The sequence below is a fragment of the Clostridium sp. JN-1 genome (genome assembly GCF_003718715.1).
In the GTDB taxonomy this organism is placed as follows: domain Bacteria; phylum Bacillota; class Clostridia; order Clostridiales; family Clostridiaceae; genus Clostridium_AV.
Window position 1 is genome coordinate 2,752,291 of the sequence record NZ_CP033465.1, and the last position, 13,664, is coordinate 2,765,954.

Here is a 13,664-nt window from a genome sequence, read left to right on the forward strand (position 1 = left end):
TATACATAATCTAGCCAAGTATATCAATTTAATTTATTAAAAAAAGCCGCCTGATATTATTAAACTTATCAGGCGGCTGTAATTATTACAACTATTATATTTCACTTACCTTAATTGTCTGATCTCTTTTTGGACCAACTGAAACTATTGATACCTTTGTTTCTGTAAGTTCCTCTATTTTCTTTAAGTAAGCTTTTGCATTTTCAGGAAGATCTTCATAAGTTCTTGCATTTTCTATGCTCTCATCCCATCCATCAAGTTCTTCATATATAGGCTCACATTTAGCAAGATCCTCTAAACTTGCAGGTACATAATCTATTACTTTGCCATCCATCTTGTATCCTACACATACCTTTACTTTTTCAAGACCTGCAAGGGTATCTATTTTAGTTACTGCAAAACTTGTAAGTCCAGAAATTCTAGCAGATGTCTTCAATATAACAAGATCAAGCCATCCACATCTTCTTGCTCTTCCAGTTGTAACTCCATATTCATGTCCTTTTTCCCTTATCCAATCACCAGTCTCGTCAAATAATTCAGTAGGGAATGGTCCTTTACCAACTCTTGTAGTGTATGCTTTAGCTATGCCTACTATGTTACTTATCATTGTAGGTCCTACACCAGCTCCAGTACATACTCCTCCCGCAATTGTATTTGATGATGTAACATATGGATAAGTTCCATAATCTATGTCGAGAAGTGTTCCCTGTGCTCCTTCAAATAAAACCTTCTTGCCGCTTTTTATGTTTTTGTATACTTCTACTGATATATCTTTTACAAAAGGTTTTAACTTTTTGGAGTACTCAAGATATTCATTATATATATCAACGAAGTTTAAAGCATTTCCGCCAAAAACCTTTGTTATAATATCATTTTTCATTTCAATATTATGCTTTAGTTTTTCTTCAAAAACTTCAGTATGCATTAAATCACAAACTCTTATGCCGCTTCTTTCAGCTTTATCAGTATAACAAGGACCTATTCCTTTTCCAGTTGTACCAATATCATTTTTTCCTCTTGATTTTTCTTTTACGCCGTCTAAAACTCTATGATATGGCATTACAACTTGAGCCCTATCACTTATCATAAGATTTTCTGGGGTAACTTTAACTCCAAGACCCTCTAAGTAGCTTATTTCTTCAAATAAAGATTTTGGATCAAGTACTACTCCATTTCCTATTATATTTAACTTATCTTCATAAAGTATACCTGATGGTATTAAATGAAGCTTATACTGTTTATCTCCAACTTCTACGGTATGACCTGCGTTATTTCCACCTTGAAACCTGACAACTACTTCTGCGCTTTTAGCAAGGTAATCTGTCATTTTACCCTTTCCTTCGTCTCCCCATTGAGCTCCTAATACAATAAATGCTGACATAAAAGTTCCTCCTCTTTTACATAGGTATTGGTAAATAATTATCTACTTGTAATATCTCTGGCAACAACTACACCTGTTACAGATGCCTGCATAAGTCCTCTTGTTATACCAGCTCCATCACCTATGGTGTATAAATTTTCTATTGATGTTCTAAAATTATTATCTGTTTCAAACTTACTTGAATAAAACTTTACTTCAACTCCATATAATAAAGTATTTTTGCTGTAAAGTCCAGGTGCTATTTTATCAAATGCTTTTAAAGCTTCTACAATTGAAGTCAAGTGTCTTTGAGGCAGCACAAAACTCAAGTCACCAGGGACTGCTGACTTTAATGTTGGTATTGTGGTAGACTTCTTTATTCTAGAATAATCTGTTCTTCTTCCATTTAATAAATCACCAAGTCTTTGAACCATTATTCCTCCACCTGTAAGCATATTGCCAAGCTCTGCAATGTACTTTCCATAGGTAATTGGCTGATTAAAAGGTTCCGTAAATGTAGTCGATACTAGCATTGCAAAATTAGTATTTTCTGTTCTCAATTCTTTTTCAGAATAACTATGACCGTTTACTACAGCTATCGATCCATCATAATGTTCTTCTGATACTACTCCCCCTGGATTCATACAGAAAGTCCTAACTTTATTATCAAATGTATCAGAATAGTACACTAATTTAGCTTCATATAAGTATTTAGTCAAGTGGTCCATTATTGAGTTTGGTACTTCAACCCTAACACCTATATCAACTGCATTATTTGTAGTTTTGACTTCCAGCTTTTTTGCTTCATTTGCAAGCCACTCAGCTCCACCTCTTCCAGGTGCAGCAACTAAATACTTACATCCTACAGAAGATTTACCATCTGCATTTTTAAGTACAACTCCGCTGACCTTTCTGTTAGATACAATTATATCTTCTACTTCTGTAAGTTCACTAAAATCAGTTTTAGTATTATTGATAAGATGATAATACATCTTCTTTAATACATTGTAAGCAAGCTCTGTCCCAAGGTGTCTTACTGGACACTCTATTAATCTAATATTATGTTTACTTGCTTCATATTTTATACTATCTATGCTCTCATTATTGAGACCATAAACAGTCTTGTTTGCTCCAAATTTTAAATATACATCATCACAATACTTAATTAAATTCTTTGCTTTATCTTCAGAAACATATTCAAGTATTCTTCCTCCTACTTCAGGACTTAAAGATAACTTTCCATCTGAAAATGCTCCTGCTCCAGACCAGCCAAATGTTATACCGCAGGGTTTGCAATTTACACACTTTCCAGTAATCCTGGCTGGACACTTTCTATCCTCTATATTCCTTCCTTTATCCACTATAAGGATATTTAAATTATGATTAAGTTTTGTGGCTTCCAAAGCTGTAAAAATTCCAGCTGGCCCTGCCCCAACTATAATAACATCATAACTTTTTTTCAAAGCTCATCCCTCCTACTTTATGGTATCAAAACTACATCAATAAATCAATACAAAATACGAATATTTTTGCATTTAATGAGTATAAGATTCGTAGCATTGAGTACTAATTAAAAACATAACATGAAAAATAATCAAGTTTAAAAACAAAACGGATGTATAGTAATACCTATACAACCATTTCAACGATTCCACATATCATCTGCTAATCCTTTAATTCTTGATTTTCTTTTAACCGTTTCCTCAAAGTCTATTTTTATACATTTATCTATAGTTAATACATCGCCTTCCTTTGCCTCGCAGGAAATTTTTTTTTACATATGTTTATTATGCGCCCATCCTCTAATTCTACAACTGCAAATTTACCCTCAAATCTATCTATTACCCCTTTCAAACTATCACCTTCTATAAACTTAAATTAAACTATAAAGGATATAAAAATAATGAATCTTCATATATAGTATTATTTTTAATTATAGGTTGTAAACTTTCTCTATCATTTTTATTATCTACATCAATGTCTATTAAACTAGATTTTTTACTTATTTCTAAAAGTAAATCAAATGAGAATGTTGTTCCAATATTCTTTTTGCTTACTACATTAATTTGGCTGTCCATAACTTTCACAATTTCACTGACTATGTAAATACCTATCATCGAATCATTAAGATTCTCAATGCAGTACTTACCATTAGGCTTATTCAAGTTTTCAAAAAACTTTAATACATTATTTTTGCAAAACGCTGTACTGCTAGTTTTAACTTTAAATCTTAAATCAATTTGTTTTTGAGAGCTATTAATAACTTCAATCATAAATGATATCATTCCATGTTTTGTGAATTTTATTGCACCTTCTATAATACTAATCAATACTTGTCTTAACTTAACAATATCCCCTATTAATACATTGGGTATGCCTTCATCGATATCTATTTCAAATTTGACATCATTACAAATAGCTTCTTTGCTTGATGGTTTTACTATATCATCTATAAAGTCTTTAAAGTTAAATTCTACTTTTTCAACTTTCATATTGCAAAACTGTATCTTTAAAAAATCTACTGCAGTATTTAATACATTTAATACATTCAATGTGTTTGACTTTATTAAATTAAGGTATTGTTTTTGTTCAATATTTACATTAGTCATAAGACTTAAATCGGCCGCACCATTTATATTATTTATAGAACTTCTAACATTACAATTTACACTTTCTAGGAACTTGTCAATATTTAAAATGCACTTTTTATACTCTTCTTCATTGTTATAATGTATTATAGTATTATACAATTTTAAACCCTCCTAAAGTAAGAATTATCATATAGATTAAGAGTTGATTTGTTATGCTAGAGTTGATTTCAAAGTAAATTTTTTAGCCTATTATAATTTTATCATACTTTTACCATATTTTCTATTATATTGTATCAAATATACCTTTTATATTAGGGAACATATTTATTCCGCCTTGTGAATTTTCAAGTGTCTTTAACAAAAAAAGAGCTTACTAAAGCTCTATTATCATATTTAAAATATTCTATTTTACCATTCACTTACACTTACAACTTACCTTCTTTTAAAAAGGCTTTTACATTTTTATTTTTAATAATCTTAATGAAGTAATATGCAATTATAACAAAACCTATTAGTTCCGGCATGTAATAGTTAGAATCTGAAACAAGCCTTACAAAATCATTTTTAATCCAGCTGCCTTCGGGTCTAGTAGGAAACTTAAAGCCAAGAATTGGCCAAAAAAGTATCTGAGGATACAGCCACATGCTGTCTAGTACCAAATGAATAAAACTAGCTATTCCTAAAAATAAAACGTTACTTTTTTTATTGTTTTTTATAGAGTACACTCCAAATAACATAATTATAATGGGAAACAGCAGTGTATGTCCAAATATACGACTATTGTGAAATATATTTCTGAATAAGAAAGCTCCTATAGGCTTGTCTATAATATCTGGTAATATTAATCCTATAAGTACAAACCTATAATCAACTTTAATATTACAGTCTAACTTTTCTACAACTTTTATAGCTCCTGTAGTTAAACCTAAATGTCCAAAAAAAATCATATAGCACCATCTCCAATATTATAAATTATTAATTGTCGGTTACTTAATACTATAAATTTAAATTTATAATATTTCAATTTTAAAATAGAAAATAGATAGATTGGTTGCTTATAAAAAACTTAACCTACAAGGTAAATTTTTTATAAGCTAAAACCTCTTTGTAGTAAATACATTTAAAATATCAATAATCTCCTCTTCCCTGATCACTTACCTTTGCATGTACTCTAACTTGTATATCAGACTTTGTGACTACATCATTCCAGTCTATACCCTTTCCTCTTCCATATTTAGCAGCTGCAACTTCTCCTAGATCCAAAACATCAACTTTATAATTATTTTTTATCTTACCTATAGTTTCATTACATAATTGTTCTGTTGATTTTTCAATATCTCTTTCAAATTCTTTAACTTTCTTAGGTTCTGTATTCATATTTTCATAAAGTTCATTACCTATTATAGAACCTGTTAATTTCAAATCTATTATAAATTTGTATTTACCATTTTCCATATAACAATTAGCTTTTCTCTTTGACTTAGCATAAAAATTTATAAATTTTTTTGGACTTTGCTGGAGTGTTAACATCCCTTTTACATTATTTTCCTTCAAGAGATTTATCATTTTTGTATCCTTGATATCAGCCTTTCCAATCATCTTATCTTTATTAAATATTGCAAGCCCTGTAGTTTGAATTTCTCCATCTTTTAACTCTATATATGGAAGTAATAAATTTCTTCCTTCAGCGTCTACCCTAACTATCATATCCAGTACAGTATATTGCTGCTTGAAAAAGTTGAATTGCTCCAAATTTTTTACCATTCCTTCAACATATTCTGCTGAACTAGTATAACCTTTCACTTTATGCTGCAGCATATCCCTTGCATTTCCCTTACACACCACACATACAGCTCTATCATTTAAGTCTGGATTATTTAAGTTTACATCAATAAAAGTTTTTATACCATTTCTTGAAGCCCCTTCTCCAAAGAAAAACACCCTAATTAATCCTAATACAATCTTCTTACTTTCTTTTAACTGCCTTTCTTCCCTAGTCTCTCCAAAACTTTTAGCTTCTCCAGTTATTACATTAGAAGATGTTTTGTTTCCACCTTCAAAAGTTTGTATTAACATTGATATAATATATGATCTATTAGAAAGATTAGCTTCTGAATCAACTCCAACTCCAATAGGTACATCCAAGTTTTCAATGACTTCACCTTTTGCTCCAACAAATGATACAATAAAAATTAAAAGAATTAAAATAATCAATACAACCTTATTTTTTTTCAAAATCATCACCTTTTTTAAAACGCATTAAAGTTGTTATTACTAAAATATAAATTAAATTATATATTACATAGCATTTAAGTATGATATTAGTATAAGCCCTTCTTGTAGTTGGATTTCCATATAAACTTGCTAAAAGTATAATTATTGGATATAAAATTATTGCAAACTTTTGAGTGGATACTCCTTTTATTACTCTACTCAACCCATAACAAGATGAAAAATAGTAAACAGCAAGACATCTTAAAATTACTAATGCCCATAGTGACACAAATACATATCTGAAACTTGTTATAATCGGTATATTCAGGGTATCAGCTAATGTTAAAGTCGGCCATAAATATTTAGGTGAAATATCTATTCCCAAATAATATATAGCTGAAAAAGTAAACCATGTATAAACACATGCAGTAAAAATTACAGATGTTATACCGCATTTCATAAATTTCTTCTTATCTTGTAAAAATGGATAAATTAAAAATAATACTTCTCCACCAGTATAAAAGAAAAGCATTTCTTTTGAAGCTTTAAATAGATCTTTAATTCCACAGCCAAACACAGGCATCAAGTTTAAGTAACTTCCATATCTTAAAGCCGCACCTGGTATAAAAACAAATGCTATTGCCATGTAAAAAATTACTTCATTTAACCTTGCAAGTGGTTTAATTCCTTTATAAGCTATATAAGCTATAACTGTGAGTGTACATAAAAATATTTGATAACTTTTTAAAAAAGGAGTCGTATATACTTTAAATACATTAGCTAATGCAGAAAGTTCTGATGTTGCCATAAAAATAAAAAAAGTTAAAAATATAATATTAAAAATATTTCCTAATACATTTCCAAGACACTTTTTGCTAAGTGTTATTATATCGTCATTAGGAAATTTTCTACAAACATAATATGCTATTATTACTATAATTAATGGATAAAATGCTCCTATTATACAACTTATCCATCCACTCTGTTTAGCATCTTTTATGACAGAATTAGGTAAATACAGCATTCCAACTCCAGTAAATATTGATATTAAAAACATTGTAAATTGGCTTGGGGTCATAAATGTATTTTGGGGTTTATTCATTTATTTTTCCTCCCAGGTCTTTTTTGTCTTACCGGATTGACATTTGGTATAACTTTAGGTCTTTCTCTCATATATTTTATAGGAACTCTTATAAATGTATCTTTCATATCACTTAAATTAAATTCAAAGTATGGTACACTAAAGTTTTCAAGTGAACAAAGATATGCTAATATAAAAAACCAGCCAATTATTATTCCAAGCACACCCAGCCAATTAGAAAGTATAAGCATCGGGAATGACAAATATCTTATTGCAATTGACATTTGATAATTTGATATTACAAAAGAAGCAACTGTTGCGATGCCTGCAACTAATAATGTAGATGAACTTATAATTTTAGCTTTAAGTGCAGCATCACCAATTATAATACCTCCAACTAAACTTAGGGTCTGACCAACTTTACCGGGTAACCTTAATCCACCTTCTCTTAAAAATTCTATAGTTACTTGCATAGCTATAAGTGATATAAATGGTGTGAATACTATGCCTTTCCTTGCTTCAATAAGTGATTGAGCAAATTGAGCAGGTATGAGTTCAGTATTAAACTTAATAAAAGTTATATAAATTGCAGGAAGTGTTATAACAATAAATGCTGCAATAAATCTTAATAATCTTACTAGTAAAGTTTGCATAGTTCTGCCATAATAATCTTCTACAGTTTGAAAAAATTCTATAAATGTAGTTGGATAAGTTGTGACATATGGAGTACCTTCAAGTAAAAATGCTATTCTTCCTTCCATTAAAGCAGCTTGTATTACATCAGGTCTTTCACTTCCTATAGTCTGTGGAAATATACTAAGATCATGTTCTCCTATAATTTGTTCAATTATAGTACTAGCTCCTACAAAATCTTTATCTATTTTAGTTACCTTTTCTTCTATGCTTTTTAAAAATTCTTTATCAATTATATCGTCAATATACATGATTACAAGATTAGTTTGGCTTCTTCTGCCAACTTTAAACTTATGTATAGTCAAACTTTTGTCCTTTATTCTTCTACTTAGCAGACTTATATTTGTTTCTAAATTTTCTACGAAACCTTCCCTTGGACCTCTTAATGAAATATCATTAGTTGGTTCCGAAATTGACCTATAATTTCCACCTGCAGTGTCTACTACAATAAAATTTGAAACACCATCAATTACTATTACGGTTTTACCATCATTTATATTGTCCGGCAGCTTATTTACATCAGTTTCTAAACTAGTATTACTTGCAGCAATATATTTTTTACACAAGTAGTCAGCTAAATTCTCAATATTTGATATATCCTCATGTACATGCAGCATTAATGGATTTAATATGTCTCTATTTATTATATTTTTATCTGTCTGACCATTTAAATAAATTGCAGCTGCCCCTAAAGTATTATTACTGCCAATAAACATATTCTTTACTATAAGTTCAGATTTGTTTCCCATCAAGTTTCTTATATTTTGAACAGTAGAATCAATTGCAAATTGGCTGTCGCTGCTGTGCATTTTGTCACCTCCTCATTCATTGATAAGTTTATTATTCTCTTTTTCCTGATATTTATTAATAAATTAATTCTATCTATATAAAAAAAGGACTTAGCATTAAAGTTAATTAATACTAAGTCCTTTTGTTCAAAACATTATAGGTTTTGAAATTTTGATTATATTATTAAATTTATTTTACTATTAAATCAAGAGCTTGTTTTAAATCAGCTATTATATCTTCTGCATTCTCTAGACCAACAGATAATCTTACAAGACCATCACTTATTCCAGCAGCATGTCTTTCTTCTGCTGTATATGGTGAGTGAGTCATAGAAGCAGGATGCTCAATAAGAGTTTCAGTATCTCCTAAGCTTACTGCAAGTGCAGCTAATTTTAAATTGTTCATAACTATTCTACCTTCTGCTACACCGCCTTTTAATTCAAAGGAAATCATAGCACCTGGAAGTTTCATTTGAGATTTAGCAAGGTCATGATATTTGAAACTCTCAAGACCAGGATAATATACTTCTGAAACAGCAGGATGTGATTCTAAGAATTTAGCAACTTTCACAGCATTTTCGCAGTGTTTTTCCATTCTTATAGGTAAAGTTTTCATTCCTCTTATAATAAGGTATGCATTAAAAGGACTAAGTACTGCACCAGTCATATCTTTTAATCCAAAAAGTTTAACTTGATCTATAAATTCTTTTTTACCAACTGCAAATCCAGCGATAACATCTCCGTGTCCATTTAAGTATTTAGTTGCAGAATGAACAACTACATCAGCACCTAATTCTAGAGGCTTTTGGATATAAGGAGTACAGAATGTATTGTCTACAAATACAAGACAATCCTTATTGTTCTCATGAGCTATAGCAGATATTTTTCTAATATCAGTAATTTTTAATGTTGGGTTTGCTGGGGTTTCAAGATAAACAACCCTTGTATTTGGTTTTAAAGCTTTTTTTACACTTTCAATGTCTGTTACATCAACAAATGTTACATCAACACCAAATCTTGTAAGACCATGATTTAAAAGTGAAAAAGTACATCCATATAAAGTATCTGATGCAACTACATGATCACCAGCTTTAAGTGCAGACCAAAGTGCAGAAGAAATTGCGCCCATACCGGATGCAGCAACTGCAGCAGCTTCACCGCCTTCTAGTAAAGCTAATTTATCTTCAACTTCTGTACAAGTTGGATTTCCAAGTCTAGAATATACATATCCGCCTTCTTCACCAGCAAATCTTTTTCCACCTTGTTCTGCTGATTCAAATATGAAAGTTGATGTTTGATATATTGGAGACGCTAAAGAACCAAATTGTTTATCGCCAACATGACCTCCATGTATTGCTATTGTATTAAATCCTAGTTTTTTATTTTCCATAATAGTTAGCCTCCTAAAAGTTTTTTATTTACACCATAATATAAAGCAAACTTCATGCCAGTTGTACAAGCACAGCATTTGCAATAGGGTGTAAATGTTTTCGACCGTTTCTTTTAAATAAGTGTAAAATTTTATTTACATATGTAAATAAAATTTTACACTTATTTAAAACCTGCGTAATAACTTATTATAAATTAGTGAAAGTTTATCCCATACTTGTTCAATTTATTTATTATAGTAGTATGAGATACACCAAGAGCTTTTGCAGCTTTTCTACAGCTTTTACAATCTTTCATAGCAGAAATAAGAGCTTTTTTTTCAGCAGCTTCTACTACATCTTTTAATTTAAAATTAAAGTCATTATTTTTCGAATCTTCTTCATGATTTGTAGTTTTTTGAAAATTCATGATCAAATTTTCTTTTTTTAAAAAAAGTCCATGACACAAATTCATAGCTCTTTCTACAACATTTTTTAATTCACGTATGTTGCCAGGCCAATCTAATTTTACAAGTTCTTCTATAAACTCCGTTTCTGCACCTTTTATATTTTTACCTACTTGTTTATTCAGTGTTTTTATGAAAAAGTTAACTAATATAGGTATATCCTCAATTCTATCCCTAAGACTAGGAATATATATAGGTATTACATTTAGCCTATAGTATAAATCTTCTCTAAAAGTATTTTTTTTGATCATATCCTCTAAATTTCTGTTAGTTGCTGCAATTATCCTTACATCTACCTTTTCCTCTACAGCACTGCCTATCTTTCTTATAGTGCCTTCCTGTAAAACTCTTAAAAGCTTTGCCTGAATGGGAAGAGATAGTTCTCCTATTTCATCTAAAAATAAAGTACCATTACTTGCTGCTCTAAATAAACCATCTTTACCATTTTCTACTGCCCCAGTAAAGCTCCCTTTTACATATCCAAAAAGTTCACTTTCTATAAGATTATCTGGAAGAGCAGCACAATTTATGGCTAGAAAATTTTTATCTGCTCGTAAGCTTAATTTATGTATAGCCTTTGCAAATAGTTCTTTGCCTGTACCACTTTCGCCGCGAAGAAGTATAGTTGAATTGCTTTTTGCCACAGATGTACATATTTTCTTAGTCCTTACAATGGCAGGGCTATTACCTATAATATCTTTAAATACAAATTCTTCTTTTGAAGTAATGGCATTTGACATTTCTATGGCTTCATTAATATCTTTAAGTGAGGCAACAGCAGCTATAGTTTTTCCTTTATCATCTTTTATAGAACGTCCTGAAGTAATATAGTGAAAGCTGCTTTTAACACCTTTTTCATTAATTTCAATGTTGTCATAATTTTTCCCAGTTTTTAAAAGATTAATAATAGGCCAGTCCAAGTCTAAAAGTTCTTTTATATTCTTTCCAACTATATCTTCTCTTTTTATGTGGAATATTTTTTCACAATAATTATTAAAGAGTTCCACTTCTCCGTTATAGTTTATAGCTAGTACACCATCTTGTACAGCATCTATAATAGCACGAAGTCTTCTTTCATTTTTTTCATAAGAAAGCAGCTCAATTTCATGAACTTTTAAAACACCATCTATACTAAGTAGATTTTCAATAATATTTAACTTTTTTCCTTCTTCTTGTAAAGCTTCTACCTTTATATATACTTTGTTTGGAAAAACTTCAAGAGAATGAATACTTATGTTATTTTCATAAAGTTTTTTTAAAATATCTAAAACCATTCCTATTCGATCACATGAGGTTATTTCAAGTCTTAAGTAATTTTTCATAAATATCCCTTTCCTTTTTAAATATAGTAAAATAATACTACTATTATAATTTTATATTTAAAGTAGTAATCGTTTCAAGTAAAAGTTAATGAAAGTTAATGAAAGTTAAGCACGGAAACATTAAAATAGTATAAAAGATAAGCAAACTGCAAAATGTAGTTTGCTTATCTTTTATGTTATTTTAATTCTTTGTTAAAGGGCGTGTAATTTATAAATTATAAAAAATTACTTACTTTTAAGCAATAGTAGAAGCTTCATCATCTTCCAATTTTAATGCACCTTTGGCTGGAGTTTTAAACTTTGGTATTCCAAATGCTATAGCCAGCACTGATGCAATCCCTAAGAGATAAGGGTAACAAAGATATTTCATTATTAAAAATGGTGAAATTGCCGCAAGACTAGACGCAACCAAAAGTTGGGCACCATAAGGTATACATCCTTGTATAAAGCAGGCAAAAGTATCTAAGAGGCTGGCAGTTTTTCTTCTATCTACACCATAGTTTTCAGATAAATCTTTGGCTAGTGAACCAACTATAATTATAGAAACAGTGTTATTAGCAGTACATAAATCTACTAAACTAACTAATATACCAATACCAAGTTCAGCACCTTTCTCGGAGTGAATTCTCTTTTTTATTGTATTTAATAAAAAGTCTATACCACCATTGAATTTTATTAATTCACCTATACCACCAATTAGTATCGATATTATAGATATGTCCTCCATACCTGCAATACCTTTTGCACAAAGTTGAAATACCGTAAATATATCAAAGGAACCATAAGCAAGACCTATTATAGCTGCTAATACGATACCTCCAACTAATACTAATACTACGTTAAAGCCTGTTAAAGCTATTGCAAATACAGCTATATAAGGCAATATCTTAATAAATTGATAGTTATAAGGTCCTGTATGATTGACTTGCATACCTAAAGTTAAAAATCCATATATAATTAAAGTTATAATAGCTGCAGGAAGTACTATTTTTACATTAGCTTTAAATTTATCTACCATTTCGCAGTCTTGAGTTTTTGTAGCAGCTACAGTAGAATTTGATATCATAGATAATCCATCACCAAACATAGCTCCACTAACAACAGCAGCAACTAAAAATGGGACAGGTAAACCTGTTTTTTGTGCAATTCCCATTGCAATAGGTGTTAATGTTACTATGGTTCCAACGGAAGTTCCAAGTGACATGGATAAAAAAGAACCAATTATAAATATGCCAGCTACCATAAAGCTTGGTGGAAAAATAGCTAGTCCCAAGTTTACAGTAGAGTCTACGGCGCCCATAGCTTTACTTACTTCTGCAAAAGCACCTGCTAAGATAAAAATTAAACACATAAGTATTATACTAGAATCTCCAGCACCTTTACAAAATCTTTCAACTTTTAATTCTATAGGTACTTTTTTGTTTTGAAGTATTGCTATTGTGGATGCAATTATTAAAGCTACAACCACAGGCATTTTATAAAAATCTTGCATTACAAGTGAAACGCCAAGAAATAGTACCATAAATACAATTAATGGTAGTAGGGCTATAGCATTACCTTTTTTTTCATTCATTATTTTGAATACCTCCTCCAATGTTTTTGTGCAAATTTCAACATAGTTATATATTTAATAACAGCATTTATTATGCCAAAAAATTCAAAAGTTATAATAGCTTGAATTTTAGCAAAATAAGCTGATTAATAAAAAATTCGTAAACGTTTTAAACCACTTTGCTAATTAAACTGTAAAAAAGTATTTACAATTGTAAAACTTTTTTTAC

Annotated in this window: 12 protein-coding genes; all 12 read right to left on the minus strand. The window is 30.0% G+C overall.

The window, feature by feature from the left end; translation table 11 throughout:
• Nucleotides 1–94: 94 nt before the first annotated feature.
• Complete coding sequence (locus EBB51_RS13290; RefSeq protein WP_123054883.1) at nucleotides 95–1,381, minus strand: adenylosuccinate synthase; 1,287 nt, start codon at nucleotides 1,379–1,381, stop codon at nucleotides 95–97.
• A gap of 38 nt (nucleotides 1,382–1,419) precedes the next feature.
• Nucleotides 1,420–2,823 carry an FAD-dependent protein gene (locus EBB51_RS13295; protein ID WP_123054884.1) on the minus strand — a complete coding sequence of 468 codons (1,404 nt, stop codon included), beginning with the start codon at nucleotides 2,821–2,823 and terminating at the stop codon, nucleotides 1,420–1,422.
• Between the two features lie 179 nt (nucleotides 2,824–3,002).
• Nucleotides 3,003–3,128: a DUF3006 family protein gene (locus EBB51_RS14035; RefSeq protein WP_347560961.1), complete on the minus strand. Its 126-nt coding sequence runs from the start codon at nucleotides 3,126–3,128 to the stop codon at nucleotides 3,003–3,005.
• A complete protein-coding gene (locus EBB51_RS14040) occupies nucleotides 3,095–3,214 on the minus strand; it encodes a DUF3006 domain-containing protein (RefSeq protein WP_347560936.1) in 120 nt (39 codons plus the stop codon). The genes EBB51_RS14035 and EBB51_RS14040 overlap by 34 nt, the downstream gene beginning before the upstream one ends.
• A 29-nt stretch (nucleotides 3,215–3,243) precedes the next feature.
• Nucleotides 3,244–4,110, minus strand: a complete 867-nt coding sequence (locus EBB51_RS13305; protein ID WP_123054886.1) for an ATP-binding protein — start codon at nucleotides 4,108–4,110, stop codon at nucleotides 3,244–3,246.
• A gap of 266 nt (nucleotides 4,111–4,376) precedes the next feature.
• Entirely contained in the window at nucleotides 4,377–4,898 is a 522-nt protein-coding gene (locus EBB51_RS13310) for a metal-dependent hydrolase (protein WP_123054887.1), read from the minus strand.
• A 181-nt stretch (nucleotides 4,899–5,079) separates the two neighbouring features.
• Complete coding sequence (locus EBB51_RS13315) at nucleotides 5,080–6,192, minus strand: Ger(x)C family spore germination protein (protein WP_243103858.1); 1,113 nt, start codon at nucleotides 6,190–6,192, stop codon at nucleotides 5,080–5,082.
• Nucleotides 6,173–7,267: a GerAB/ArcD/ProY family transporter gene (locus EBB51_RS13320; protein WP_123054890.1), complete on the minus strand. Its 1,095-nt coding sequence runs from the start codon at nucleotides 7,265–7,267 to the stop codon at nucleotides 6,173–6,175. Before EBB51_RS13320 ends, EBB51_RS13315 begins: the two co-directional genes overlap by 20 nt.
• Nucleotides 7,264–8,748: a spore germination protein gene (locus tag EBB51_RS13325; protein ID WP_123054892.1), complete on the minus strand. Its 1,485-nt coding sequence runs from the start codon at nucleotides 8,746–8,748 to the stop codon at nucleotides 7,264–7,266. The genes EBB51_RS13320 and EBB51_RS13325 overlap by 4 nt, the downstream gene beginning before the upstream one ends.
• 169 nt (nucleotides 8,749–8,917) lie before the next feature.
• Nucleotides 8,918–10,117, minus strand: coding sequence for a methionine gamma-lyase (gene megL, locus EBB51_RS13330; RefSeq protein WP_123054893.1), 1,200 nt, complete (start codon nucleotides 10,115–10,117; stop codon nucleotides 8,918–8,920).
• A 194-nt stretch (nucleotides 10,118–10,311) separates the two neighbouring features.
• Nucleotides 10,312–11,883, minus strand: coding sequence for a sigma 54-interacting transcriptional regulator (locus tag EBB51_RS13335; protein WP_123054895.1), 1,572 nt, complete (start codon nucleotides 11,881–11,883; stop codon nucleotides 10,312–10,314).
• 235 nt (nucleotides 11,884–12,118) lie between these two features.
• Entirely contained in the window at nucleotides 12,119–13,456 is a 1,338-nt protein-coding gene (locus EBB51_RS13340) for a Na+/H+ antiporter NhaC family protein (RefSeq protein ID WP_123054897.1), read from the minus strand.
• Nucleotides 13,457–13,664: the final 208 nt, after the last annotated feature.